Genomic DNA, 25207 nt, shown 5'->3' with positions numbered 1-25207 from the left:
CTGATTACGACTCATGCGTTCAATGGATTTCATCCATGCTTTGAATTCCGTTGATTTCATTGGGCACACCTCTATTTCTATATCTCAATGAATATGGACAATCAATTCAATAATTAATTGTTACATAGCCTAACTTATCGTCCACGTTGCTGAATCAAAAAAAGCTTTAATGTGGGGCGTCATTTTTTGTTTTCCTGTCATTTAACGAATTTTTATAAGAGCTGAGATCGCTGCAGAAAGGGAAGGACAAATGAAAATACTAACTAAAAAATGCATTCCAAATCACTTTGACAATCAAGCCAGTCGCAACGCAAATTGCTAAAATGGCAAAATTTTGCTGCAATCTATATCCTGCTAAACGATCAGCGAATAATCTGCCAACCAACATTCCTGCGATAGTTCCACCACAAAAGGGAAAAGCAATCGACCATTTCAGTGCACCAATCAGTATTGCTGAAACAACACCAGTCAGAGAAATCAATGCAATAATGGCGAGTGATGTGGCGGATATGGATTGTATGTTCAGATTAGTGACTTTCTTGAGTGTAGGAACGATTACAAATCCACCACCTACACCTAGTAAGCCAGAAAGAAAACCTGCCATCGTGCCTGAAAATGCTAATGCTCTAAAGCAAGGGATGTTCCAAACCAAACGCTCACCGATTTCATCCAGCCGGCAAGGTGGATCAGCCATTATTCTTACGTCTTTGTCATTTTCGTGCAGGCTCTGGTGAAACATGCGAATAGCAACATAAATTAACATACAGGCAAACAACAAGGTCAGCGGTGCGTTTGGCAACTGTTGTGCAGCCCATATGCCTATGGGGGCAGTCAGCACACCTGTCGCTGCGATCAGCATAGCTGCCCGGTACCTGACAATTTTTTGCCTGAATGCCAACAATGCTCCAATTGCAGCTGACAAGCCGACCGCAAGTAAACCAATGGGAGCAGCTTCTGCAACCGTAAGATGCAAGCTGAACATGAGCAGCGGCACCGCAATAATGGCACCGCCAGCCCCTGTTAGTGCAAGAACGACGCCTGTGAATGAGCCAAGCAGGATGCTGATTAGGTTTGGTTCCATTTTATTAAGCTCCGCCTGTTGAACGTGTGAGCCATTCACGACCTTTCAGCATACCGTTCCAGTATAACCAGGGAAATAAGTGGACTTTGAGAAACCAAGCAAATCGACTGGGCACGGTCGGATCAAGAGGGAAAGTAGGCAATAACTTACCGCCAAAACCAAATTCGGCCAATATCACCTTGCCATTCTCTACCGTAAGAGGACAAGCGCCATAACCATCATAAATATTAAGCAATTCCCCTCCTTCTTTGGCCGCCAGGAGATTCTCCGCCACTATGACGATTTGCTTTCTGGCTGCGGCGGCTGTTTTGGCATTAGGTGAAGAGCAGACATCTCCCAAAGAGAAGATGTTGGAGTAACGTGGGTGCTGCAATGTTTTCGGATTGACTTCACAGAATCCGGCAGCATCGGCTAATGGGCTTTTACTAATGAAATCTGGTGCTACCTGAGGCGGTACCACGTGCAGCATATCAAAAGGTTTTTCTACACGCGTAACATTTCCCTCGTTATCCTTGATGTCGAAGATGGCTATTTTGTTGGTGCCATCAACCTTTACCAGATTGGAATTGAATGCTAGTTTTGCGTGATAACGTTTCACATACTCCATCAGTGGCGGGACAAAATTAGCTATACCGAACAATACGGCATCAGCTATATTGAATTCGACTTCAATATTGTCCAGTATGTGATGGCGCAACCAGTAGTCTGATGAAAGATACATAGCCTTTTGAGGACCACCGGCACACTTGATCGGCATGATAGGTTGCGTAAATAAGGCTTTGCCGCTTTTGAGATTTTTTGTGAGCTGCCAGGTATAAGGCGCCAAATCAAAATGATAGTTAGATGTGACGCCGTTCTTGCCGAGTGTTTCCTGTAAACCCTCTATTTTTTCCCAGGCCAAACGGATACCAGGACATACGATTAGTTGTCTGTAGCCGATTGACCGACCATCTGCCAGATTAACTAAATTGTTGTCTGGATCAAATCCAGTTGCCGCTGTTTGTATCCATTTTGCCTTCGGAGGAATCACATCTGCCATGTTCCGCACCGTTTGCGCTATGTCAAAAGCGCCGCCGCCGACCAGTGTCCAGGCAGGTTGGTAATAATGCTTATCACTGGACTCGATGATGGCGATGCGAAGCGCAGGTCTGCGGTGCAGAAGACTAGCCGTCACTCCAATTCCTGCTGCGCCACCCCCTATCACGACAATATCAAATGATTTACCCCAGTTACAAGCTGCTGCCGTGACAGATTCTTCCCTATTTTCGGATGTTTTCTCTTGTTTTTTCAGTTCATATAGTGCTCTAGTTCGATTGCCAGTACTACAAAATGCAAGGATTGGTCCAGGTAATTCAGTAAGTAGCTTGTTGAATGACTCAATTTTTTTAAGGGAGATTGGACCAATCTCAATGGGCAAATAAATAAAATTGATTCCAAGTATGTGTGATGCTTTTTCTAATTCCAGACTGGTAGGCTGAGTTTCCCCTTCTTCATGATCAGGGCGGTTGCAGATAATGGATTTATACCCCGCTGCTGCTATTTCTGCCAAATCAACAACACTGATCTGACCGGTAACAGACAGCTTCTCATCCATTTTTGTCGTAACAATGCTCATTTGTCTCTCCTTGCATAAGGATGGTTTTAAGTTGTATTAGCACCGAACATTGTTCATTAACATTTTAGAAGGCGATGCCAAGGGCTTAAAACATTAATAATTCACATATCAAATAGTTATTAAATTTCCAATACGAAATGAAACAGCCATTGAAGATATACCCACATCCAATACTAATGATGCTTACATCCGCACCCGGGTGCGTGTACGTGATTTACCTGATCATTTTTCGGTTGTAGCGAGCGCACGGCCAGATCACGGCCACGCGTCATGCTGCCATGCATCGCAGGGGCAGAAAGAATCACTTTTTCTGCCGTGCTCCCGCATGCCGAACAACCCGGGTTGGGTGCATTAATTGAATGGCGTGCTTCAAATTGGAATTTGCACTGTATACACAAGTAGTCATAAGTTGGCATTTGGCATCCTCATTTATTACATTATGGGATTTCTCAGAAACGCTAAGATGTGACCACTTGGCATAACAAGTGGTCACGCTGTTAAGTTTATTCTCTTGAACTTAGCTCCAACGAGATGGCTGCTCGCCTTTGACACCGAATTGCGCTGAGGTAACATCAGTCCTGGCCCGTTTTTCGGCATCTCGTGTCGGGGCTCTCAACCGACGTGTCTCAACTTCCCAAACCCAACCGCTGATGACTACATCCTTGGGAATGAGAGGGTGATTTTTAAATGCTTCGATGGTCTTCATGCAGGTTTCATCCACGTCATCCATCATTCCGATCCACTTGGCAAAAGCTCCCTTCTCCAGCTTCTGCTCCGGCAGCGTCGGATCCAACACGATATTATCCGTATCGATCCCTTTGTCGCGGAAAACCTTTTCAAGGTCAGTCGCATTTGCAGACAACATGCCGCATTGCGTGTGTTGCACGATGACAATTTCCTTGGTGCCAAAAAAATTACAAGTCAGCATAGCCGAGCGAATTGCATCGTCAGTGACAATTCCTCCGGCATTACGGAAGCAGTGTGCATCTCCATGGCCTGCCGGGGTATCGACATGGATACCGAGCGCTTCATCTATCGGTAGGCGTTCGTCCATACAAGCCAGTACCCACAATTTCCGGTTATTATGCCCGCCCGGTCCATGACGGCGACGTTGTGCCCAGTGATCATACGCGGCGATGCGTGTATCCAGTTCCTCTTTGAGAGTTTTCAATTTTGAGTCTCCTCTTTAATAAGTTGCAATTTTAATTTCCCTAAAACGATCTACTTTCTTAGTAGAACCTAAAGGGTTTCATAACGGATATTTAACCCGCGCATCTTGTCAGTTTTAGATGCTATAAAATTACAGGCAAATACCATGCCACTAAGATAAAAATAGTATTTATTATTGATTACAATAAATTAAATTTTATTTGTTGTTATATTAGTGAAGCTATGCTTCAATGAGTGAAATTTAACTTCACACATCACTCATAATCCATGAACAACAATCCTCTTTCTGAGTTAACACTGATCTTTTTTTTGCAAACCTTCATTCTTGAACTGATGCATGCCAGCGAACAGCAGGGACAAAAGCATTGTGAAGAGTTGATTGAGCATATAGCCAAAACTGCAGGATGCTTTTTTGAAGAAACTTATCGAGAAAATACTCATAAAAGCGAACAGCTCGATAATGAAAGCTATACTGAACTGATACTCGGCATCAAAAACAATATCGGTGGAAAATTTTCACTGGTTTCCAGTAATCAGGACTGTATTACGGTTACCAATTCCCGTTGTCCTTTCGGCGAACAAGTTACCAACTTTCCTGAATTATGTAGGATGACTTCCAGTGTATTTGGTGGTATCGCAGCCAGAAACTTTGGCTATGCCAAAGTTGAAATCAAAAAAAGTATAGCCCGCAAGGATGGCAAGTGTGATGTATGCATTTACACCAATCCACATGCAGCAAAAGGGCATACTGGAATGGAATATACCGATACAACACCAGTCAAGGAAATTAATGATACGAATGAATTGCAGTGCCGAATTGAAACTAGTATGCAGAGGCTTTGGCAGAAACAAAATAGGCAAGTATCAGAAAAACATCAGCCTCCTGCAATCATCGCAAAATCACCAATGATGCAGAAAATACTGCAATCAATCGAGGTTATTGCACCTACAATGGCAACGGTTCTGATTCAAGGTCAAACAGGTGTAGGTAAAGAACTGATAGCACGTGCCATCCATGCGATGAGCAACCGCTCCCAGAAACCATTCATCGCCATTAATTGCGGTGCGATTCCAGAAAGCCTGATTGAAAGCAGCTTGTTCGGACATGAAAAAGGCGCTTTTACAGGAGCTATCGAAGTACACCAAGGTTATTTTGAACGAGCCGAAGGCGGCACTTTGTTTTTGGATGAAATCGATTCGTTGTCACCAGCAGCACAAACCAGATTGCTTCGTGTAATCCAGGAAGGAGAATTGGAGAGAGTTGGTGGTAAACAAACATTGGCGGTCGATGTAAGAATCATCTCAGCAACAAATCAGAATCTGGAAAGTCTCGTTAAGCAGGATCTGTTCCGCAATGACCTATACTACCGCATCAATGTAGTGCGTTTAAGTATTCCTCCTTTGGTCGAACGACCAGAAGACTTACCTTATCTTGTGCAATTGATCATTCAGCGATTGAACAAGCGATATAACAAGCAGGTTGAATCAGTTAGCCGTAAAGTTATGCAAAAAATACGAGCTTATCATTGGCCAGGCAATGTTCGTGAGTTGGAAAACATCCTTGAACGCAGCATCTTGTTTGTTAGTGGCAAAGAAATGACTGAACTGGATTTGGACCTTCCAACTAAAACAAAAGGTATTGGTGAATGGAAAGACGAAAAAGAACATGCTCTTACCAAAATTGAAAAATCATTTCTAGAAACAGCTTTGAAACAACATCACGGAAATATAAAGAGAGTCTCTGAAAATATGGGAATTACATCACGTGCAATTTACGCTAAATTAAAAAAACACAATATTAACTTGGCAGATTTCCGTGTTCTTGATTAAAAGCCATCACCCACATTCATAATATGCCATTAATTATGAATAATTATCTGATTTCTCTTCTTAATGCTTATGAGTACAAATAGTGAATGATGTTGTTAACCCATAATGGGAAATCCCCGCCTATGCCGGGGTTACAGTAGCAGTTTGAAATATACGGGAGTCCATCAGAGAAACTCAGATCGTAAGCCGCCAGTACACGATAAAAGGAGAAGATGGACGAGAGTGAGAGCCTAGGCTATAGCAAATGGGTAAATACCACATCATGTTTATAAACATGTTAAGTGATAACAAAAATGCAAGCAATAAAACAATTGTATGCATTTTTTATTACTGACCTTTCAATGATCCAGTGTCGCCGTAACCAATTCCGTGTACATGATGGCAATCTGTCCTACCGGTCCGCCGAAACTGATCCAGCCTGGTTTAAACCAGAACAACCATGCTTCACGCAAGCTGATCTGGGTAAGCCACATATTTTTTCAGAAGCAGACTCATGGTGCTAATTTTCAATTAATGATGCTTATGATGATCGGAGTGAGCTTCAGTTTCTACGGGTAGCTCGGTCGTTCCGATCTGATAGGCAGCATGGCAGGTAACACAGTACTGCATGGTAGTGCTTAATTGAGTCAGAGTATGTTTGGGATTTTTCAAAGTTTCTGCATCGGTTGCAATCTGGTCAAAACTTTGATGAACTGACATGCCAAGCTGCATGAAATCCTTCGGTAAAATGGAACGTAAATGATTCTCTCCCTTATGTGTCATCTCCATGCCCAGCATACGGGCATGGCGAGCGACTGCCATCATATCCTCTTCCGAAAGTGCTTGGAGTATCTGCTGCGTGCCAAGCAGCAAGCCACGCATCTCGGTCAGAATGTGATTGCGTTGCATTTCATTGAGTGGGAGTACTTTGCGTTGATCAATATCTTTAGCCATGACTGTAGTCACACTCAAGCATAATACAAGCGCATAAATCTTTTTCATTGGGATCTCCTTAAAGCTTAATAATTAATATGAATAATGAAGTATTGGTCGGTTTTGAGTGATTGTAAAGAGAGTATATGTTTAGAACCTGTTCAAAATCTTCTTAAGATTAAAGCGATAAATGCAAGTGCAACCATTGCCAGAGATGACTGTAAGAAACGTTCGCAGTTTTTCCATAATCTCCGGCATTTTTCCAGCCATGAAAAAGAACGTTCCACTACCCAACGCTTCGGTATCACTTCAAACTTGTTCAGTTCGTTACGTTTGGCTACCTGGACACTCGCCCCAATCAATTCTTTTACACCCTGGGCAAAAGGTTGGCCGGTGTAACCTCCATCAACTAAAACCATCTCTACAGTACCCAGCGAATCTCGATAGCTTGATAAAATGTCAATTGCTCCAGTTCGATCAGTAACATTCGCCGTTGTGATGCCGATTGCATGGGGCAGGCCTTCTATATCTACAGCAATGTGCCGCTTTATACCTGAAACTTTCTTGCCCGCATCATACCCTTTTTGTTCTGCACAATTCGTATTACTTACACTTTGTGCATCAACGATTAAAAAGCTGGTTTCCTCTTTCCGTCCCTGTTGACAACGGGCCTTTCCAACCAATTTTTTTTAAAACCTGTTCTAACAGGCAATGTTCTTGTCCTTGCTGCGGTGTGCGCCAAATCGTAAAGTATTCATGAACTGTACGCCATTTGGGATACTCTTTGGGCAACATTCGCCACTGACAGCCTGTCTTCAATAAATACAAAACTGCATTAAACACGTGAAAAAGATCAATTTTGCGCGGTTTTGTCTTCTTTCTAGCCGCTTCAAGCAATGGCCGTACTGTTTCAAATTGTTCTCGGGTCAGATCACTCGGATAAATTCTATTATCTTCAGACACCATTAGATCTCAAAAAAATACAATGAAATTATTACAATATCATATATTCTTAATAGATCTTGAACAGGTTCTTAGGCGGCCCAGGCAAAACGTCGTTGCCTTGTTAGCTACCCAGTCAGCATGACCACTGCCGTAGTAGAGTGAAAACGGGTGGCCGCTTTGTCCTCCAGGCATCGAGAAATAGCCTTGCTCTTCCTCGCCTAGTGCAACAACAAAACGCTGTGAAGCGCCAAAATTGGATAACTGGATGCGCGGTATATAACTATCGCCCGGCAGTGGGCCACGGGGCATATCTACTCCACCGAGCAATAAATCCTGGCAGTACACGATTTAAGGAATGCCGGATATTCGCAGCATTCTGCTCACTCCACTGGCGCGCGGCTTGCTTGGCTTACGAAGTGCCGATGTCCCAGCATGAAGCGATGTTACGGGTTCGCGGCCAGAAATGCACGTGCCTGAGCCAGCTCCGGTCGTGCGGTGCTCTGGCCTGCAATCTTCATCAGGCATTCGAAATAACGCTTCGCCTTCGCTTTGTTGCCACTCTGTGCCAACTCAATGGCGAGGTTGCGTGTTAATGCATGCACTCCAGCATTGGCTGCTGAATAGGCTGAAGAAGGAGTTGCTCCGATAGCCTGCAAAGCCCATAGAGAGCCAGTCTGAACAATAGAGCCTCCTCCTCGCAGTTTCATCGCTTTTGCTGCAGCCTGGGCCATAAAGAACTTGCCCTTAAGAATTGTGTCTAGAAACCAGTCATATTCTGACTCGGAAAGGTCAATAAATGGTTTGGGTAGGAATACCCCTGCATTGTTAATCAAAATATCAACGCCACCGAAAGTCTGGGTTGTAACATCAACCAGAGATTTGGCAGTTGAGGGAGAAGCGATGTCTACTGCGGAAATGCGAACATTTGCTCCGATTGGGTCAATTTCTGCAGCTGCTCGCTTAAGTTTGGTCTCATCGCGCCCGCCGATGACAACAGAGGCTCCTGCTTTCACTAGTCGAATAGCAACCTCTTTTCCTATACCTGAACCACCACCCGTAATAATTGCAACTTTAGAAGAAAAACTATTCATGGCTGTACTCATTAAAAAATTTAGTGAGAAGTAATAACATTGATATAGGTATTGCTATACGAACGCTACTGACTATGAATACTAGCTCTGGATTCGTGTACTAACAAATGAGATAATCTATAAATAACTGAAAGAAAAACTTTCTCATGAAATTGCCAATTTATTTGAATGCAATGCGTGCTTTCGAAGCGAGTGCCAGACATCAAAGTTTTTCTGGAGCAGCAAATGAATTGAATGTTACGCCTGCAGCTGTGGGGCAACTTGTGCGTAGTCTTGAAGATTGGCTAGGAATACCATTATTTCATCGTAATACTAGTGGCAGAGCCAGACTCATTCCTACTGAAGTAGCTCAACGTGCTTTACCAGAAATACGTGCTGGATTTGATAAATTGAGTTTAGGGCTTTCTTTGCTGCAAGAAGGTTCCACAAATGGCGTATTAACAGTTACTGTTAGTCCCGCATTCGCTGCTAAGTGGTTACTACAACGAATTGATCGTTTCCAGACTCTCTGGCCAGACATTGATGTTAGGCTTGACACAAACCTTAAACTGATTGATTTTGTAACCTAGGGAATAGATATTGGTGTTCGCTATGGTGCTGGCGTTTGGGCTGGATTAGTTGCAGAAAAACTAATGGAAGAGGAAGTTTTTCCAGTTTGTTCCCTTCGTTCTTAAACCAACATCAAGATATTAAGGAGCCTTGTGAGCTTCTCAAACATACCCTCATTCATGATTTGTCAATGGATATTCATGCAGGCTTTGTGTCGTGGGATGCTTGGTTTGAGAAAATTTGTGTTCTAAAAAAAGAAACGATACGGGGACTAAAAATTAATAATTCTGCAGCAGTATTGCAATCAGCTGTTGATGGGCACGGGATCGCGCTTGCTCGTAATGTAATGGCTCAAGATGATCTCAATGCAGGGCGGCTAGTTCGACTTTTTCCCGAGATTAAGTGCCCTTCTCCATTAGCCTATTTTATTGTGTATAGAGCTGAATGTTCGACTATGCCTAAAGTTAGCATTCCGTGATTGGCTTATTGCTGAGGTATCAATCGATCAAAATATGAGACAATAAAATTGTTCTGTTGTCTTCTCTCTGAAAAAATTCAATTCACCTCATGATCACAAATTCTTCTGCAGAGGTTGGATGGATAAGCTGCAGTATTATCGAAATCTTTTTCGTTGCTTCCAACTTTAAGGTCACAGCAAGACCCTGAAATATTTAATCCATCCCCAAAACCTATCCCATGTATACCTACAATTTTTTCCTCTGATCCAACATAGGTCGCACCGCGACCCCTTCGCGAAATACGTCGCACACTTTTTTATAAAGTCACGCTCCATCTTCACTTCTGCTAATTCCCGTTTAACTCTGGATAGCTCTAACTCAAGTTCAGTCAGCAGCTTCTGATGCTTGCCTACTGCAGCGAGTTCTCCTCGTTTGTCAGCATAAACCCAGTTTTCTAGTGTCCCCCTTGGGTAACGACAGCCGTTTTGCTGCTTCAACCAGAGTCAATCCACTTTCTTTGAAAAACTTAACTGATTCCTTCCGAAATTCCTGACTATATTGTGTGCGGGGTAATTCCATCTTCATCCTCCATTTCATGAAACTTAGGACTCCATGAAAATCAGCATACCTCATCATGCATCCGAGGCAATTCGTGTTAACTGCGAATCACCCGATAATTTGCAGTTAATCGGCATTCACTGCCTGGGGCAACTTCTATTACATTATTGGCTGCATTGGTGGTTTCGACACATAGTAAACGTTGATAATCGGTATCTTCCAGATCGGCCATTTCCCTGGAAATCTTCTCCCATGGATTCCACACTACAGCCGTTTTGCTGCCTTGTGAGGTGATCTGAATACGGCGGTTCAAGGCGCTGTCATCAATTGTCAATGGCTTGCTCACATCCAGATAAATGCGATCAACTTCCGAGTTGATCGTTACAGCGTCCATTTGCTGTTTTTGCGTGCTGTTTTCGACTTTATCAATATAATTACATCCTTCTAAACCCAGTACTTTCACTTGTGCAATATTGCCGATCTTGAAGTAAGTATGAAACGCCTGTGTGATAGAAAAATTTTTGTTGCCGGTATTGCGCGTAATCAGAGACAGATTCAAAGTATCGCTGATTAAAATTTCCTGCACCAAGCTGAAGGAGTAAGGCCAGGTGGCCTGCGTTTCGGAAGTATCAACCAAACCCAGTATGACCTTAATGTCGCTATTTGCAGTAGCTTCAGTTGTAATGACGTTCCAGAGACGATTGCGCACAAAACCATGTCCTGGACGGCCCTTGCCTTCCGGATCGGGGCCAAACCATGGCCAGCATATCGGCGCACCGCCTTTAATGGCTTTTCCATTTTGATAATAAGCTTTCTCACTCAAAAACATAATATCTTCCGGTTCGTTAGCAGGTTTAAACGATAACACCTGCCCGGCATGCAAAGATATCAGCGCCTTGGCTTTGGAACTATTCACCTGAATCATCGGTAATCCGCCTTTGCCCGCTATAAATTCAAGTTGACCCGCAATATTGTAATTGGTATTGAGTTGCTCAATATTCATAAGCTTACCTGTTGATGGTTGATTATTTTTGGAGTATCAGTGTCATGGCTTGATGGGCTTTACACAGTTCGCTGCAAGTTTAGCACGACTGCGAGCTTCCTCCGTATCCGCACCATTAGCCAGCGCCACTCCCATGCGTCGGCGCATGAATGATACGGGTTTGCCAAACAACCGTAAATCGCTTTGCGGCACGCTAAGTGCTTCAACCACGCCGGAAAATGCAATGCTCTGTGCCTCCAGTTGACCATAAATCACCGCACTGGCACCGGGTGCCTGCAGGGAAGTATCGACCGGCAATCCCAATATGGCGCGCGCATGCAAATCAAATTCGCTTTGTTTCTGACTGCACATCGTCACCATGCCAGTATCATGCGGCCGTGGGCTGACTTCACTGAACCAGACTTTCTCGCCTTTGATAAATAACTCTACGCCAAAAATACCTAAGCCCCCCAGATTATCGGTTATTTTCTTGGCGATTTCGCGTGCACTTTCCAGTGCCACAGGCGACATCGCTTGGGGCTGCCAACTTTCGACATAGTCGCCATGAACTTGCACATGCCCGATCGGCTCACAGAAATACGTGTTAATGTCGCCTCTGGTATCCAGTGCACGCACCGTCAATTGCGTGATCTCGTAATCAAAATGAATCACGCCTTCGATAATCACCCGTCCCTGATTTACCCGGCTACCGCTTGCGGCGTAGTTCCATGCTGCCTCAACCTCGCCGGCATGATCAATGCGTGATTGCCCTTTACCCGATGAAGACATTACCGGTTTGACAATACAGGGATAGCCGATCCCGCCATCGATCGCTGTGCGTAATTCGTCCAGGCTGTTGGCAAATGCATAAGGCGATGTCGGCAAACTCAACGTTTCTGCTGCCAGGCAGCGAATGCCCTCGCGGTTCATCGTCAACCGGGCAGCGCGTGCTGTCGGAATCACCTTAGCCATGTCCATTTGCTCAATTTCAACCAGCATCTCGGTAGCAATGGCTTCAATTTCCGGCACGACAATGTCGGGCCGCTCCTGTTCAATCAGCGCGCGCAGCGCTTGACCGTCCGTCATATTGATCACATGCGCGCGATGCGCCACCTGATGCCCCGGTGCATTGGCATAGCGATCTACTGCAATGGTTTCTACGCCCAGCCGTTGCAACGCGATAATGACTTCCTTGCCTAACTCGCCGCTGCCCAGCAGCATGACTTTTGTTGCAGAAGGACTCAGCGGTGTACCGATAACGGATCGTTTATTCATATATGTTATTTCGAAGTGACTGTTCTTTTTCTGTTTTGTTGTTCTAGTGCCCATTGCACGTGCTCGCGCACCAGTGCCGAATGATCATCCAGCCGGGCTTGCAATGCCCTGATGATTTCATCCGAATAAGGCGCATTGCCCAAACCCACGGCGATATTGCGCAACCATTGCTGATGACCGATACGACGGATCGCGCTGCCGGCCAGTTTGGTTTCAAATGTTTGCTGGTCCCAACTGAATAACTCAATCAGCGATACATCGTCCAGACCGTTGCGCACATGAAAGTCATTTTCATTGGTGATTTTGGCAAACTTGTTCCATGGGCATACTAACTGGCAATCATCGCATCCATAGATGCGATTGCCAATCAAGGGTCGCAGCGATTCGGGAATACTACCCTTTAATTCGATCGTCAGATAGGAAATACAACGTCGCGCATCTACCTGATACGGTGCAATAATCGCTTGCGTAGGACAGATATCAATACATCGAGAACAACTACCGCAGTAATTGCCAGTCTCATTATCAATAGGCAACGGCAGATCGGTATACATTTCTCCCAAAAAAAACATCGAACCCGCCTGACGTGACAGTAGCAAGGTATGTTTGCCACGCCAGCCCAAACCGGCTTTCTGCGCCCACGCCACTTCCATAACGGGTGCGCTGTCAGAAAAAACCCGATAATTAAATGGTCCGACTTCGGTGGTAATTTTGTCGGCTAATTTTTGCAGACGCGCACGCAAGACCTTATGGTAATCGCGTCCTAATGCATAACGCGAAATAAATGCCCGATCCCCCGCATTGATTACGTCCCAGCTATTTTTGGTAGAAGATGGCGCATAGTTCATGCATACTGAGATAATTCGTTGCGTTCCAGGCTCAAGCTCGGCAGGACGCGTACGCTTGGTGCCATGTTTTGCCATATAATCCATGTCACCATGATATCCTTGCTCCAGCCATTTGAATAACCCTGCTTCGACCGCTGACATATCTGCATACGCATCTGCAATCCGAACATCTTGGAAACCCAGCTCTTTTCCCCATACTTTTATGGCAGTTGCTAAGGCGGCATAATCAGGTTCAGGTAATTTATTTGTTGAGGTATTCTCTTGCATGATACGCATTCTACAGATTCGGATTTAACCCAGAATCTTTCTTTTTATCTCGCTGATGAAACAGCGATGCTAGACCTGGGTAGCAAAATAGCCACTTCTTTACATACCGGATTCACTATTTATCTGTATGGTAATTTGGGGTCTGGTAAAACAACTTTAACACGAGGTATTCTACATGGTCTGGGGTATCAGCATGTAGTCAAAAGTCCTACATATAATTTAGTTGAAATCTATAAAATTTCTAAGTTATACTTGTATCACTTTGATTTTTATCGATTCAATGATTACATTGAGTGGGAAGAAGCAGGTTTTCGCGAATATTTTGACTCAGGCTCAATCTGTATAGTGGAGTGGCCTGAAAAAGCTGGTGATTTATTACCGGCGGCTGATTTACAGTTTTTTTTTAAAATTCTTGATACAGGTCGAAGTATCGAAATCCGCGCTGGCACAGAAATAGGAAAGCAATGCTTAAAATATTTGAAAAATCAAAGTATCTTGTAATTATGAATATTAATAATGGCATTGCATCTATCAAATACGCCTTGCTCGCATCTCTTATCCTGATTTTTTTATTTTCTGCTATATCCTTCAATCAATCCGCCTTGGCTGCAGCCACTGCAATCAAATCCGTCCATGTCGGGTTAACCCCTGATTATACCCGCATCACATTGGAGTCCAATCAGCCGCTTCAACATGAGTTGAGTATGCTCAGTAACCCATACCGGGTTATTGTAGATTTGAACAATATCAAACTTTCTCCAGTACTTATGGCACTTCCCCAAAAAGTTGACGCGATCGATCCTTTTGTACAGAAAATTCGCATCGGACAATTCAAGCCCGACGTTATCCGATTGGTATTCGATCTGAAGGCAAATGTAGTGCCCCGCACATTTGTAGCGGCTCCCAAAGATAATGTGGGGCATCGATTAATCCTTGATATTTATCATCCGGACAAAGCAGCCAAAGCTGACTTGAATACCACGACGGATGCCGACAAGAGTGCTAATTTTGAGACAGATATTCTGGATGAATTAGTTGCTACATTGATACAGGATAGCAGCCATCCAAAAGCATTTCCCGCTCAACTAAACCGCCCTCCCCCGAAGCCACAGGCCTACCAAGCTAAGCAATCCCATAGTCCACCGACAGCCCAAAACCGCAAACCTACGGCGATTCCAAGAAAGATCATTGTTGCCATTGACCCCGGCCATGGCGGCAAAGATCCTGGTGCAATCGGTTCCCAAGGCACCCACGAAAAAGACATTACTTTAGCAATTGCCAGAAAACTTAAAGAAAGAATTGACAAGGAACCCCATATGCGGGCTGTTTTGACTCGTGATGGTGATTATTACATTTCACTTCCTCAGCGTCGCATGAATGCCCGCCGCGCCAATGCTGACCTATTTGTGTCAATTCATGCGGACGCCAATCCAAAATCTCATGCACAGGGTTCCTCGGTATTTACACTTTCCGAGCACGGTGCAACTTCAACGACAGCCAGCTGGCTTGCCAATAAGGAAAACAGTGTTGATAATGATTTGATGGGAGGTATCGACATCACATCGAAATCTAAAGATATCAAAGAAATACTGTTGGATCTTTCGTTGAATGCAACGATCAATGATAGTGTCAAACTGGCTGAATATGTTCTGAAACAATTAGGTGATATCAACCATTTACACAAAAGAAATGTTGAGCAAGCCGGTTTTGCAGTCCTTAAATCACCAGATATTCCTTCCATTCTGGTTGAAACAGCTTTCCTCAGCAATCCGAAAGAAGAAGAAAAATTACGCAGCAGTCATTATCAAAACAAAATGGCCGATGCTGTCTTTTTAGGTATCAGAAATTACTTTGCCAACAATCCGGCATTAACCCGTGCTGAAATGGCTCAAGCAAAATAATTATCTAATTATCGATCTTCGTGAAAAATAATAAATGCAGCAGTTTTGATAAAAGAGCTACAATAGCTTTTATCTGTGCAAAGTAACTCGTATAAATTCCTAACGCCAGATCTCAAATATTCTAGTAGTGTAGAGTTAAAATTAATCCCTTTAGGTTAAAAATAAATATGGGTATTCAGAAATGTTTACCGAGTACAAATGATGCATGCATACGCATAAAACATTATCGCAATGGTATCAACTGAGTAACGACCAAGGCACCAAGCGCATAGCCCTGGTGGGGAGTTATACCATGGCAGCGTTAGACCGTGTGTTAAAAACCTTAGCAAAAGAACTTGCCCAGCAAGCCACAGATCCCAACTTACATTGGGATTTAACCGGTATTCAACAGATGGATACAACGGGGGTAACGCTGTTATGGCATGTCTGGAAATCGAAACGCCCCAGACAACTCCGCTTACGTCCGGAACATGAAAAAATGTTCGAGCGATTGGAGCATTTCCCCCCCTTTCAGCTTGAAACTCAGCATAGAGATTTCCTTTGGCCCATTAGGCGCTTAGGAGAACTGATATGGCTTTTATGGCAACATACCGCAGGTCTTGTTACGCTGATCGGACAGTTGCTGCTTGATGTCGCTTATTTGATCCGACACCCTGTTTATATTCCCTGGCGCGAAATCTCCGCCAATTTATTTCGTACTGGTGCGCAAGCACTCGGAATCACAGCCTTGGTTGGATTCTTGATTGGCATTGTACTCAGCTATCTTTCATCACGACAGTTACAATTATTTGGTGCAGATATTTTTATCGTTAACATACTGGGGATGAGTATCATCCGCGAACTTGGTCCAATGTTGGCTGCCATATTAGTCGCCGGACGCTCTGGATCATCCATGACCGCCCAATTGGGGGTTATGCGCGTAACCCAGGAACTGGATGCTTTGACTGTGATGGGCATTTCCCATAGTCAACGATTAGTATTACCCAAGATCGTAGGTCTCGGAATTGCCATGCCGCTATTAGTGATGTGGACCAGTGCAATGGCGTTATTCGGTGGGATGGTTGCAGCAGAATTACATTTAGGATTGAATTATCAATTTTTTATGACAAAATTACCCGATACGGTGCCCATAGCTAACTTATGGTTGGGATTAGGAAAAGGGGTTGTGTGCGGCATGGTGATAGCGCTTGTTGCCTGCCATTTCGGCCTAAGGGTCAAACCTAACACTGAAAGCTTGGGCGAAGGTACCACTTCTTCTGTAGTCACTTCCATCACGATGGTGATTATTATTGATGCGATTTTCGCCGTGCTATTTTCCAATGTAGGCCTTGCCTGAGCCAATGACACAGCCTGAATGCATTATTGAAATTGAAGCGCTATCCACTCAATTTGGAGATCAAGTCGTCCATCGGGATATTAATTTATGCGTTTATCATGGCGAAATATTGACACTGATCGGTGGCTCAGGCAGTGGAAAGACGACATTACTGCGCCAAATGCTGGGCCTGGAAGAGCCTACGAAAGGCAGCGTCAGGATTTTTGGCGGCGCTTATGATGATGCTACCTTTAATCTGAAGAAGAAGAACATCCATAATCGCTCAGGAGTGCTTTTTCAGCAAGGCGCATTATTCAGTGCATTGACAGTATTTGATAATGTTGCATTGCCATTACGTGAGCTGCATATGCTCAGTGAAAGCATGATTCGTAATTTAGTGATGATGAAACTGGATATGGTGGCCATTGGACCGGAACACGCGGATAAAATGCCCGCCACTCTATCCGGTGGAATGATCAAACGCGTAGCTTTAGCGCGTGCTCTGGCACTCGATCCAGAGCTATTATTTCTCGACGAACCCACGGCGGGACTAGACCCTGAACTAAGCGAAAGTTTTATAGAACTGGTTCTGACATTGCGCAGCGAAATGGATTTAACGATTGTAATGGTAACCCATGATCTAGACACACTCGTTGCATTATCCGATCGTATTGCTGTATTAGCCGATAAGCAAATTGTTATCACAGGCACTTTGGGTGAAGTATGTCAATTTCAGCACTCATTTATAACCAGCTTCTTTAAGAACATACGCCATAAATTCGAACCCAAAAATTATTCGGAGCAAACATGGAAAACCGCGCCCATGCCCTCGTAGCGGGCCTATTTGTCATTTTCCTAAGTACCACAATAGCTTTTGTTGCAATGCGCTTCAGTGGTGATACTATGCAACGCAATTCATATGTCGTGGTTACCAAAGAGTCTGTTAGTGGACTTAATCCTCAATCTTCCGTCCGCTATCGAGGCGTTAACATTGGCAAGGTCGAAAGTATTGAATTTGACCCTGATAATCTACAACAAATTTTAATTCGTATCTTAATTGATCAAAATGTCATATTAAGCGACACTGTTTATGCAAAATTAGGTTATCAAGGCATTACTGGCTTAGCTTATATTCAATTAAACGATGAGGGCACCGGAAAAGAGCCCTTACCTAATAATGCACGAATTCCAATGCGACGATCGTTACTTGATGAGGTTACTGGATCTGGTCAGGATTTACTCACCAATGTCAATCAACTGGTATTGAAAATGCACCACCTGATGGACGATCAGAACCAGGCCCGTATTTCACATATTCTGCAAAATATAGAAAAGGCGACTCGAAACTTTGATGGTATTGCCGGGCACTTACAGCCGGTATTAGAGTCTTTCACTGAACTGACGATCGAGTCTGCTACGCTAGTAAAGCGGCTTGACGAGATTTTGGGTGAAATTAAACATACAGTGGCAAAAGCTAACCAAAAAGAAGGCATTTTTGATAGCTTGACACAAAGTACGCAAGAACTGGCAGCGACTATTCCTGAATTGCATAGGGTAAGTAACAGTATTGCACGTAATTCAAGCAATCTAGACCGTGTACTGCATCAACTAGAAGAAAATCCGCAAAGTTTATTCTTCGGCCGTCCTCCTTCATTACCTGGTCCTGGAGAAACAGGCTTCATACCACCCGCAAAAAATATTCAATGATAAAAACTTTATTTCTGATTTTAATTCCTTACTTGCTCTCGGGTTGCTTGGCTTTACATAAATCACCCTCTTCAGTTTCTGTGTATGATTTTGGCACGCCACAACATCAAAATATGCAACCCTCTAAGCATAGCAAGAGTATTTTGATAGCCGATGCTACAGCGCCATCCTGGTTAGATAACCATGCAATTCATTACCGATTGCTTTATCACAACCCATCTCAGTTATATACTTACGCCAATAGCCGTTGGATCGCGCCGCCTGCTGCCATATTTACCCAGCAAATACGAGACCGTGTCGCCACCCGTACCGATACACAAGTCATCAAGAACAGTAGCACAGCAAAAGCTGACTATATTTTGCATATTGAATTAGAGGAATTTATTCAGCTATTTGACTCACTAAAAAATAGTTACGTTGCCATTGGCCTGCGTGCCAGCTTGATCGAGCGTAACTCACGCCATTTATTAGTTCAAAAAGATTTTAGGATTAAAGAACAAGCATCCACTGCTGATGCAGCAGGTGCAGTAGCTGCTCTAGGCATTGCGAGTAATCAATTAATTAGCGAATTGATTGAATGGATAACTCTTAAATTGCCTCCCAATTAGCATCATCAATTACAATCAAGATTAATCAAAAGTGGATTAATTTATCATTTTCTTGTGTTAGTATCCCGAGAATTATTGTTCAGGAGATCCTCTTGTGCGTTTATTTTTTACTACTCTTCTTTTAACGCATCTGCTCAGCGCTTGTGGGCTTAAAGGACCGCTTTATCTGCCACAAGCTGATGAAGCAAACCGCGCATCATCCAATGAAGCTGAAAAGAAATGAGCGGTTTTCGAGAATTTACCTATCAGAACAATGAACTCTTTGTAGAATCAGTCTCTTTAACAGAGATTGCTGATCGATTCGGTACACCCTGCTATGTCTATTCACGATCTGCATTAGCCAAGGCTTATCGGGAATTCGATTCTTCTTTCGCAAAACGGGATCACTTAATTTGTTATGCGGTAAAAGCCAACTCTAACATTGCCATACTTAATTTATTAGCGCAGCTTGGCAGCGGTTTCGATATCGTATCGGGGGGCGAACTGCTTCGGGTCATTAAGGCAGGTGGAGATCCGCAAAAAACGGTTTTTTCTGGTGTTGGTAAAAGTAAAAATGAAATGCGCATGGCGCTGGATGCCAATATTCTATGTTTTAATGTGGAGTCTGAGGCAGAATTAATCACTTTAAATCAGATCGCAAAGGATATGGGCAAAATTGCACCCGTCAGCTTACGCGTTAATCCGGATGTGGATGCCAAAACTCATCCCTACATATCGACCGGTCTTAAGGAAAATAAATTTGGTATTCCGGCCGATGAAGCTGAAAGAATTTACAAATCTGCACATCTGTATTCTCATATCCGTTTTACTGGGTTGGATTGTCACATTGGCTCTCAGCTGACAGAGCTTGAACCGTTTATGCAGGCCAGTAACAAAATGCTCAGCTTGCTTGATAAACTGCAATTACAGGGTCTGGAGATTGAGCACCTGGATTTAGGCGGTGGATTAGGAATTCGTTATGCTAATGAAACGCCGCCATCTATCAAGGACTATGTTTTCACGCTATGCGCCAGCACGCACCAAGTTAAGCAGCGACTCCTCATTGAACCGGGACGCTCATTGGTAGGTAATTCAGGCATTCTGCTCACTCGCATTGAGTACCTTAAGCATACTCCAGCGCGTAATTTTGCCATTGTCGACGCAGCGATGAACGATCTGATGCGCCCCTCACTTTATAATGCCTATCATGAGATTCTCCCGGTGATCAGAAATAACGAAGCAATCAGAAATTATCAAATCGTAGGCCCCGTTTGTGAAACAGGTGACTTTCTGGGTCATGACCGCAGAATTGGTCTGGCTGATGGAGACTTATTAGCTATCATGTCAGCTGGTGCTTACGGCATGAGTATGAGTTCAAACTACAACACCCGACCACGCGCTGCCGAAGTCATGGTGGATAAAAGTGCTGCCCACATCATCCGGCAGCGTGAAAACATTGACCAGCTCATTGCTACTGAACATATTTTATCTTAATGACACGTATAATTTGAGATGCACACAATTGTAGTAACATGCCATATCGCCTTATGACGAATCTGCAATGAAAAGCCTTTCTCGTATCGATGATGAGCAATATCAGGACCATATCTTGCAAGGTGTATCGCGCACTTTTGCACTGACTATTCCGCAATTGCCCGAAGCTTTACGCCGTGTCATTGGCAATGCCTACTTACTATGCCGAATCACTGATACGATTGAAGACGATAATGCGTTAACTTCTGAACAGACCAGGCAGCTCTCGCAAATGTTTTCTGAAGTGGTATGCGGCAATGCGGCGGCGGAAGAATTTGCACAAAAACTATATCCCCTCCTTTCTAATCATACTATTCCAGCTGAACATGATTTGATAAAAAATACACCCGCAGTTATTCGCATCACACATAGCTTCAATCCCAGGCAACGGAATGCTCTAGAGCGCTGCGTTCGAATTATGGGACAGGGTATGGCTGATTATCAGGAAGCAGAATCCCTGGAAGGGCTGAAAGATTTGTCCGCAATGAATCAGTATTGTTATTACGTGGCAGGTGTTGTCGGTGAAATGTTAACGGAATTATTTTGTGATTATTCACAGGAAATCAGCACTCACAAGCCAACACTGATGAAACTCTCTGTCTCCTTCGGGCAGGGATTGCAAATGACGAATATCCTCAAAGATATTTGGGATGACCGCAAACGCGGCGCTTGCTGGCTGCCTCAAGATATTTTCTTTAAAAACGGATTCAATCTTAGTTACTTGCAGCCAGGCATGATCAATACGAACTTCCAAGCTGGTTTAGCAGAGCTCCTGGGAATCGCCAAGAGTCACTTACAGAATGCACTGCTCTATACCAGTTTCATCCCTCCCGAAGAAAAAGGTATTCGTCGTTTCTGTTTATGGGCAATTGGTATGGCCATCTTGACGCTTAATAAAATTAATCGACACCGCGATTTCTCCGAAGGAACGCAGGTTAAAATTAGCCGGCGCAGCGTTAAGGCAACCATCGTAACGACTAATTTATTGGCTAGTTACGATTGGGCATTAGATTTACTCTTTAAATTGACATCCAGGAATCTTCCTAATGTTGAAGTGCATCAGGAGCTTTTCCTCAGCGATCAAATGAAAAATCGATAGCTTACTTATTATGCTTTGAATTTTTATTTTTAAGGTAATTTTAATAGTCCAACAACAGAATATTATTCATTATGAAATCATTGGTTACAGGTGCAACAGGATTTCTAGGTTCCGCTGTTATGCGATGCTTGCTATCAGCAGGCCATGAAGTTCGGGTATTGGCAAGACCTGATAGTAATCGAAAAAACCTCGAAAATTTTCCTGTTGAAATTACTGAGGGTGATTTACTTGACCATAAATCATTAAAACATGCAGTTAGCAGCTGCGATAATCTATTTCATGTGGCTGCCGATTATCGTCTCTGGGTCCCCAATCCGGAAACAATGTATGAAATCAATGTGAATGGCACCCAAGCGCTTATTATGGCTGCTGCAGAGGCAGGCGTAAAACGTATTATTTATACTAGCAGTGTAGCAACCTTAGGTTTAAATCAAGATGGATCACCCGCTAACGAAGAGACACCTTCCAGTTTCACAGCCATTACCGGATGCTACAAGCGCTCTAAATATCAGGCCGAGCAAGTAGTAAAAAAATTAACGGATGATCACCACTTGCCATTGACCATTGTCAATCCCTCAACGCCCATTGGTCCTGGAGACGTACGTCCTACGCCAACAGGTCGTATCGTAATCGATACCTTAAGGGGACGAATGCCTGCTTATGTCAATACCGGCTTGAATATTGCTCATGTGGATGATATTGCGCATGGACATTTATTAGCTTACCAGCATGGAAAACCAGGAGAGCGGTATATACTGGGCGGTGATAACATGATGTTATTGCAGATACTTCAAGCCATTGATGAAATTAATGAAACACAGACTAATCGCATTAAAATGCCCATCAATTTAATGTTCCCGATGGCATGGTGTATGGAGAAAATTGCATCCTTCACCGACATTGAGCCACGTGCCACACTGGATAGTATTCGTATGGCCAAGAAGCTAATGTTTTTCTCTAGTGCAAAGGCCAGTCGTGAATTAGGCTATCAATATCGCCCTGCAATAGAAGCGCTCAAGGATGCGGTCAAATGGTTCAAAGAAAATGGTTATCATAGGTAACTGAAGTCTACTAAAATAATTCAGTCCCAAGAGTGAAAAATTAAGCTCGAAAGAAATTAAACCGCGTATTCCATATATAACGGAAAATTGGAACTTATTTCATTGAACTAGACTCGTATTTTTTTACCTTCTGTTTATGTCTATTCCACCAATTATCATATTTGTTCTTCTCAAATAGATAGCTGATAATTTACACCGTATTAAATTTTCTGATCGGAATTCTTTCAGGAGATAGAAAAGATGAATTTCTTCAGAATTGGCATATTGATTATTTCAACAAAGCAAAAAATGCACCACTTAGCTTAAAAGGGGATCTTTGATATGAGAATTAATACTACCCTCGGAACGAGAATTAGCCCCCGTCTCTTCACTTCAAACAGCCAAATGCAAGACCGCCTCTTGATCGCCCTACTGTTCGTCTTAGGCACGATTTGGACATGGGGAACAACATATGCCGCGACCAATGTTACTTCACCTGTCACTACGGCAGTCAAATGGCACCCGGGGCATTACTATACACTGATGGGCCAGGGTAAGAATAATCCCCAATATATGGCGCAAGTCTACCGAGAGCTCAAGAAGACCCCCGCATTGCGCGGCCTACAAATTCGCTATGATTGGGCAGAGCTGGAACCCGAAGAAGATGTATATAACTTTACATCCATTGAACAGCATCTCGCTCAACTGACTGAACAAAAAAAACGGCTTATCATTTTGCTGCAAATGAAGTCATTCAATCCTTCATTGCCATTCGTACCAGACTACCTGAAAGAAAAAAAATATGAGGATGGCATATTTCCTTTTAGTGCTTTTGGAAAAAGAAATATTAAAGGCTACAACCTCAAGTTGTGGAGCCCGCTGGTCCATGATCGCTTGGTCGCACTCGTCCGTGCATTGGGAGAACGCTTCAATTCCCATCCCTATTTTGAAGGTATCGGTTTGACAGAAACAGCTTTTGGGGAGCCATTGGTAGAAATATCCAGAAACCAGCAGGATAACTATTACAATAATCTGCTTAGTATCAATCAGCAGCTGCGTAAATCTTTCCCCAATACAATGACGTACCAATTCACAAATTATCCACGCCCTATGCTCAGATCATTCGTAGGTAAGCTAAAAGAAATGGGAACCGGATTAGGTGGCCCGGATATTTTTATGGATGACCCAGGACTAAACGCCAAGGGGGCAAAGCCAAATTCTGCGAAAGGTGTTTATCACCATTATCCTGAACTTTCTGGATGGGTACCTTTAACGCCTTCAGTAATGCAAACCAATTACGAAAATACCCGCCACGATAAAAAAGGTAGAACACCGGCCATCGCCGAACTGTATTCATTCGCACGTGATAGGTTAAGAGCCAATTATATTTTCTGGACACGGGCTCCAGGTTATTTCCCTAAGGTATTAGAGATGTTGAATGAACTTGGCCGGGCAGGCGAAGCCGGCGGGTTAGATGGGACTTGCCCCAGAGCCTATTCTGCATGTATCAACTAGAGGCTTCTGAAAAATACTGCTTGTCACGTCACAAGACCTTGATTATTTGGATATTAAATTTTATCGATAAATCATTTCTTGGTTTATAAAAATGAGCGTTAAACCATGAATAATTGCGTCATCTTCATTCTTAGATTAAAAATAAGACATTGCATCCATCAAAGAACTTATGACATTTATTGCAGAATCCATTACAACTTTCTATGAAAAAGAGCAAGATAGACTTAGCTTAATCTTCAGTAACAAGGGTGAAAGACAGTTATTAGGATTGATGACACGCCAGCTTTTTAAAAGCTTATTAGCTCAGCTTTCTTATTGGCTCACGCTGCAACGTACTGATTCCATGCCTCTAACAGCCGATCAGCAATGGGAAATCAGTCATATTCAGCATCAGGTATCACAGCAAAAAGTGGCTGTTACCTATGAAAAAATAAAACCTAATCATCAGCTTGAAACTTTTCTTATTAAGACTATCAATTTTACCAAAGGAGATTTCAATGACGGTGATCATAAAATCAAGCTTGAATTTTTAAATTCAAACAAAACAATTCAAATCATCTTTGTACTCAACTCTGCACAGCTTCATAAATTGATGGGTGAAATTCTCAAGCAAGTTCAAGCTTGGGATATCGATAATCCATGGCAAGAAAAAAATACAACCCCTGTTTTATCAGATAATAAAGGCAGAACGATACATTAATGCTTTAGCAAGCTATTAATTTCCCAGATTCTATCCAGTTGCAAAACTTACATTATTCTTTAGATGAGGATACGATTAACCAAAGAAATTAATGATATTTTCCGATAGAACATTCTCGCACAACTTAGAAATAATCAGTCAGCATCGGTTACTTGATACGTAAAATGACCGTTTTCTCAATTAAAATTCTATGATTGTCGTGAATATCTTTATATAAAGACAACTTAAA

Annotated in this window: 28 protein-coding genes; 15 read left to right on the top strand and 13 right to left on the bottom strand. The window is 43.2% G+C overall.

What is annotated here, in order from left to right; translation table 11 throughout:
- Positions 1 to 259: 259 nt before the first annotated feature.
- The 4 genes from BM021_RS07425 to BM021_RS07410 form a co-directional block, all read right to left on the bottom strand.
- On the bottom strand, positions 260 to 1081 hold the full coding sequence (locus BM021_RS07425; protein ID WP_090720406.1) for a sulfite exporter TauE/SafE family protein: 822 nt from the start codon (positions 1079 to 1081) through the stop codon (positions 260 to 262).
- Between the two features lie 4 nt (positions 1082 to 1085).
- Positions 1086 to 2696, bottom strand: coding sequence for a bifunctional protein tyrosine phosphatase family protein/NAD(P)/FAD-dependent oxidoreductase (locus BM021_RS07420; RefSeq protein ID WP_090720405.1), 1611 nt, complete (start codon positions 2694 to 2696; stop codon positions 1086 to 1088).
- A gap of 173 nt (positions 2697 to 2869) precedes the next feature.
- The gene (locus BM021_RS07415) at positions 2870 to 3112 is read right to left on the bottom strand and encodes an FmdB family zinc ribbon protein (protein WP_090720404.1); all 243 of its coding nucleotides are present in this window, start codon (positions 3110 to 3112) and stop codon (positions 2870 to 2872) included.
- Positions 3113 to 3213: 101 nt separating this feature from the next.
- Positions 3214 to 3867 carry a beta-class carbonic anhydrase gene (locus tag BM021_RS07410; protein ID WP_090720403.1) on the bottom strand — a complete coding sequence of 218 codons (654 nt, stop codon included), beginning with the start codon at positions 3865 to 3867 and terminating at the stop codon, positions 3214 to 3216.
- 266 nt (positions 3868 to 4133) lie between these two features.
- Here BM021_RS07410 and BM021_RS07405 point away from each other — a divergent pair, with 266 nt between their 5' ends.
- Positions 4134 to 5696 carry a sigma 54-interacting transcriptional regulator gene (locus tag BM021_RS07405; protein WP_090720402.1) on the top strand — a complete coding sequence of 521 codons (1563 nt, stop codon included), beginning with the start codon at positions 4134 to 4136 and terminating at the stop codon, positions 5694 to 5696.
- A 338-nt stretch (positions 5697 to 6034) separates the two neighbouring features.
- Here the strand turns inward: BM021_RS07405 and BM021_RS16065 are convergent, their stop codons facing one another.
- The 5 genes from BM021_RS16065 to BM021_RS07385 form a co-directional block, all read right to left on the bottom strand.
- Positions 6035 to 6169 carry a hypothetical protein gene (locus tag BM021_RS16065; protein ID WP_256207832.1) on the bottom strand — a complete coding sequence of 45 codons (135 nt, stop codon included), beginning with the start codon at positions 6167 to 6169 and terminating at the stop codon, positions 6035 to 6037.
- Between the two features lie 37 nt (positions 6170 to 6206).
- Positions 6207 to 6677, bottom strand: coding sequence for a hypothetical protein (locus BM021_RS07400; protein ID WP_090720401.1), 471 nt, complete (start codon positions 6675 to 6677; stop codon positions 6207 to 6209).
- A gap of 92 nt (positions 6678 to 6769) precedes the next feature.
- A protein-coding gene (locus tag BM021_RS07395; RefSeq protein WP_371116242.1) for an IS5 family transposase occupies positions 6770 to 7574 on the bottom strand; the annotation gives its coding sequence in 2 pieces (ribosomal slippage) (positions 6770 to 7297 and positions 7299 to 7574; 804 coding nt in all).
- 36 nt (positions 7575 to 7610) lie between these two features.
- Complete coding sequence (locus BM021_RS07390; RefSeq protein ID WP_090720399.1) at positions 7611 to 7862, bottom strand: penicillin acylase family protein; 252 nt, start codon at positions 7860 to 7862, stop codon at positions 7611 to 7613.
- A gap of 134 nt (positions 7863 to 7996) precedes the next feature.
- Complete coding sequence (locus tag BM021_RS07385; protein ID WP_218147832.1) at positions 7997 to 8656, bottom strand: SDR family NAD(P)-dependent oxidoreductase; 660 nt, start codon at positions 8654 to 8656, stop codon at positions 7997 to 7999.
- A gap of 134 nt (positions 8657 to 8790) precedes the next feature.
- Between BM021_RS07385 and BM021_RS16060 the strand changes: the two genes are divergently transcribed.
- Both BM021_RS16060 and BM021_RS16055 read left to right on the top strand, forming a co-directional pair.
- Positions 8791 to 9213, top strand: a complete 423-nt coding sequence (locus BM021_RS16060; protein WP_256207831.1) for a LysR family transcriptional regulator — start codon at positions 8791 to 8793, stop codon at positions 9211 to 9213.
- A 170-nt stretch (positions 9214 to 9383) separates the two neighbouring features.
- Positions 9384 to 9671: a LysR substrate-binding domain-containing protein gene (locus tag BM021_RS16055; RefSeq protein ID WP_256207830.1), complete on the top strand. Its 288-nt coding sequence runs from the start codon at positions 9384 to 9386 to the stop codon at positions 9669 to 9671.
- A gap of 415 nt (positions 9672 to 10086) precedes the next feature.
- Here BM021_RS16055 and BM021_RS15500 read toward each other — a convergent pair whose 3' ends face one another.
- From BM021_RS15500 to queG, 4 genes are all read right to left on the bottom strand, one after another.
- On the bottom strand, positions 10087 to 10230 hold the full coding sequence (locus BM021_RS15500; protein WP_177186325.1) for a hypothetical protein: 144 nt from the start codon (positions 10228 to 10230) through the stop codon (positions 10087 to 10089).
- A 76-nt stretch (positions 10231 to 10306) separates the two neighbouring features.
- A complete protein-coding gene (locus BM021_RS07370) occupies positions 10307 to 11212 on the bottom strand; it encodes a D-hexose-6-phosphate mutarotase (RefSeq protein WP_090720396.1) in 906 nt (301 codons plus the stop codon).
- Positions 11213 to 11254: 42 nt separating this feature from the next.
- Complete coding sequence (gene purT / locus BM021_RS07365) at positions 11255 to 12466, bottom strand: formate-dependent phosphoribosylglycinamide formyltransferase (protein ID WP_090720395.1); 1212 nt, start codon at positions 12464 to 12466, stop codon at positions 11255 to 11257.
- Between the two features lie 5 nt (positions 12467 to 12471).
- Positions 12472 to 13581, bottom strand: a complete 1110-nt coding sequence (queG, locus tag BM021_RS07360; protein WP_090720394.1) for a tRNA epoxyqueuosine(34) reductase QueG — start codon at positions 13579 to 13581, stop codon at positions 12472 to 12474.
- Between queG and tsaE the strand changes: the two genes are divergently transcribed.
- The 12 genes from tsaE to BM021_RS07305 all read left to right on the top strand — a co-directional run bounded on the left by tsaE (position 13576) and on the right by BM021_RS07305 (position 24978).
- Positions 13576 to 14082: a tRNA (adenosine(37)-N6)-threonylcarbamoyltransferase complex ATPase subunit type 1 TsaE gene (gene tsaE, locus BM021_RS07355; RefSeq protein ID WP_090720393.1), complete on the top strand. Its 507-nt coding sequence runs from the start codon at positions 13576 to 13578 to the stop codon at positions 14080 to 14082. The two genes, queG and tsaE, sit on opposite strands and share 6 nt — an antisense overlap.
- Complete coding sequence (locus BM021_RS07350) at positions 14046 to 15482, top strand: N-acetylmuramoyl-L-alanine amidase (RefSeq protein ID WP_090720392.1); 1437 nt, start codon at positions 14046 to 14048, stop codon at positions 15480 to 15482. Before tsaE ends, BM021_RS07350 begins: the two co-directional genes overlap by 37 nt.
- A 205-nt stretch (positions 15483 to 15687) precedes the next feature.
- The gene (locus BM021_RS07345; protein ID WP_090720391.1) at positions 15688 to 16818 is read left to right on the top strand and encodes an ABC transporter permease; all 1131 of its coding nucleotides are present in this window, start codon (positions 15688 to 15690) and stop codon (positions 16816 to 16818) included.
- A 4-nt stretch (positions 16819 to 16822) separates the two neighbouring features.
- Positions 16823 to 17632: an ABC transporter ATP-binding protein gene (locus BM021_RS07340; RefSeq protein ID WP_090720390.1), complete on the top strand. Its 810-nt coding sequence runs from the start codon at positions 16823 to 16825 to the stop codon at positions 17630 to 17632.
- Positions 17605 to 18504 carry an MlaD family protein gene (locus BM021_RS07335; protein WP_090720389.1) on the top strand — a complete coding sequence of 300 codons (900 nt, stop codon included), beginning with the start codon at positions 17605 to 17607 and terminating at the stop codon, positions 18502 to 18504. Before BM021_RS07340 ends, BM021_RS07335 begins: the two co-directional genes overlap by 28 nt.
- Positions 18501 to 19112: an ABC-type transport auxiliary lipoprotein family protein gene (locus BM021_RS07330; protein WP_090720388.1), complete on the top strand. Its 612-nt coding sequence runs from the start codon at positions 18501 to 18503 to the stop codon at positions 19110 to 19112. Before BM021_RS07335 ends, BM021_RS07330 begins: the two co-directional genes overlap by 4 nt.
- Positions 19113 to 19206: 94 nt before the next feature.
- On the top strand, positions 19207 to 19335 hold the full coding sequence (locus BM021_RS15495) for an LPS translocon maturation chaperone LptM (protein WP_177186324.1): 129 nt from the start codon (positions 19207 to 19209) through the stop codon (positions 19333 to 19335).
- A complete protein-coding gene (lysA, locus tag BM021_RS07325) occupies positions 19332 to 20585 on the top strand; it encodes a diaminopimelate decarboxylase (RefSeq protein ID WP_090720387.1) in 1254 nt (417 codons plus the stop codon). Before BM021_RS15495 ends, lysA begins: the two co-directional genes overlap by 4 nt.
- 67 nt (positions 20586 to 20652) lie before the next feature.
- The gene (locus BM021_RS07320) at positions 20653 to 21723 is read left to right on the top strand and encodes a phytoene/squalene synthase family protein (RefSeq protein WP_090720386.1); all 1071 of its coding nucleotides are present in this window, start codon (positions 20653 to 20655) and stop codon (positions 21721 to 21723) included.
- A 71-nt stretch (positions 21724 to 21794) separates the two neighbouring features.
- Entirely contained in the window at positions 21795 to 22784 is a 990-nt protein-coding gene (gene hpnA / locus BM021_RS07315; RefSeq protein ID WP_090720385.1) for a hopanoid-associated sugar epimerase, read from the top strand.
- Positions 22785 to 23168: 384 nt separating this feature from the next.
- Entirely contained in the window at positions 23169 to 24278 is a 1110-nt protein-coding gene (locus BM021_RS07310; RefSeq protein ID WP_256207829.1) for a glycoside hydrolase, read from the top strand.
- A gap of 169 nt (positions 24279 to 24447) precedes the next feature.
- Entirely contained in the window at positions 24448 to 24978 is a 531-nt protein-coding gene (locus BM021_RS07305; protein WP_090720383.1) for a hypothetical protein, read from the top strand.
- The last annotated feature ends 229 nt before the right edge of the window (positions 24979 to 25207 follow it).

The organism is Nitrosomonas sp. Nm166 (assembly GCF_900112825.1).
In the GTDB taxonomy this organism is placed as follows: domain Bacteria; phylum Pseudomonadota; class Gammaproteobacteria; order Burkholderiales; family Nitrosomonadaceae; genus Nitrosomonas.
Note: the sequence above shows the minus strand (reverse complement) of the source record. Positions and strands in the feature narration are given on the sequence as shown.

What these genes read in the sequence shown, in the direction of transcription:
- BM021_RS07400 (WP_090720401.1), bottom strand. Translation starts at nt 6,677, where the DNA reads ATGAAAAAGATTTATGCGCTTGTATTATGCTTGAGTGTGACTACAGTC.
- BM021_RS07345 (WP_090720391.1), top strand. Translation starts at nt 15,688, where the DNA reads ATGCATACGCATAAAACATTATCGCAATGGTATCAACTGAGTAACGAC.
- BM021_RS16055 (WP_256207830.1), top strand. Translation starts at nt 9,384, where the DNA reads ATGGATATTCATGCAGGCTTTGTGTCGTGGGATGCTTGGTTTGAGAAA.
- purT (WP_090720395.1), bottom strand. Translation starts at nt 12,466, where the DNA reads ATGAATAAACGATCCGTTATCGGTACACCGCTGAGTCCTTCTGCAACA.
- BM021_RS07335 (WP_090720389.1), top strand. Translation starts at nt 17,605, where the DNA reads ATGGAAAACCGCGCCCATGCCCTCGTAGCGGGCCTATTTGTCATTTTC.
- BM021_RS07385 (WP_218147832.1), bottom strand. Translation starts at nt 8,656, where the DNA reads ATGAGTACAGCCATGAATAGTTTTTCTTCTAAAGTTGCAATTATTACG.
- BM021_RS07415 (WP_090720404.1), bottom strand. Translation starts at nt 3,112, where the DNA reads ATGCCAACTTATGACTACTTGTGTATACAGTGCAAATTCCAATTTGAA.
- lysA (WP_090720387.1), top strand. Translation starts at nt 19,332, where the DNA reads ATGAGCGGTTTTCGAGAATTTACCTATCAGAACAATGAACTCTTTGTA.
- BM021_RS07340 (WP_090720390.1), top strand. Translation starts at nt 16,823, where the DNA reads ATGACACAGCCTGAATGCATTATTGAAATTGAAGCGCTATCCACTCAA.
- BM021_RS07405 (WP_090720402.1), top strand. Translation starts at nt 4,134, where the DNA reads ATGAACAACAATCCTCTTTCTGAGTTAACACTGATCTTTTTTTTGCAA.
- queG (WP_090720394.1), bottom strand. Translation starts at nt 13,581, where the DNA reads ATGCAAGAGAATACCTCAACAAATAAATTACCTGAACCTGATTATGCC.
- BM021_RS16060 (WP_256207831.1), top strand. Translation starts at nt 8,791, where the DNA reads ATGAAATTGCCAATTTATTTGAATGCAATGCGTGCTTTCGAAGCGAGT.
- BM021_RS07320 (WP_090720386.1), top strand. Translation starts at nt 20,653, where the DNA reads ATGAAAAGCCTTTCTCGTATCGATGATGAGCAATATCAGGACCATATC.
- BM021_RS07420 (WP_090720405.1), bottom strand. Translation starts at nt 2,696, where the DNA reads ATGAGCATTGTTACGACAAAAATGGATGAGAAGCTGTCTGTTACCGGT.
- BM021_RS07310 (WP_256207829.1), top strand. Translation starts at nt 23,169, where the DNA reads ATGCAAGACCGCCTCTTGATCGCCCTACTGTTCGTCTTAGGCACGATT.
- BM021_RS07330 (WP_090720388.1), top strand. Translation starts at nt 18,501, where the DNA reads ATGATAAAAACTTTATTTCTGATTTTAATTCCTTACTTGCTCTCGGGT.
- hpnA (WP_090720385.1), top strand. Translation starts at nt 21,795, where the DNA reads ATGAAATCATTGGTTACAGGTGCAACAGGATTTCTAGGTTCCGCTGTT.
- BM021_RS16065 (WP_256207832.1), bottom strand. Translation starts at nt 6,169, where the DNA reads ATGTGGCTTACCCAGATCAGCTTGCGTGAAGCATGGTTGTTCTGGTTT.
- BM021_RS07305 (WP_090720383.1), top strand. Translation starts at nt 24,448, where the DNA reads ATGACATTTATTGCAGAATCCATTACAACTTTCTATGAAAAAGAGCAA.
- BM021_RS07370 (WP_090720396.1), bottom strand. Translation starts at nt 11,212, where the DNA reads ATGAATATTGAGCAACTCAATACCAATTACAATATTGCGGGTCAACTT.
- BM021_RS07425 (WP_090720406.1), bottom strand. Translation starts at nt 1,081, where the DNA reads ATGGAACCAAACCTAATCAGCATCCTGCTTGGCTCATTCACAGGCGTC.
- BM021_RS07390 (WP_090720399.1), bottom strand. Translation starts at nt 7,862, where the DNA reads ATGCCCCGTGGCCCACTGCCGGGCGATAGTTATATACCGCGCATCCAG.
- BM021_RS15500 (WP_177186325.1), bottom strand. Translation starts at nt 10,230, where the DNA reads ATGGAATTACCCCGCACACAATATAGTCAGGAATTTCGGAAGGAATCA.
- BM021_RS07350 (WP_090720392.1), top strand. Translation starts at nt 14,046, where the DNA reads ATGCTTAAAATATTTGAAAAATCAAAGTATCTTGTAATTATGAATATT.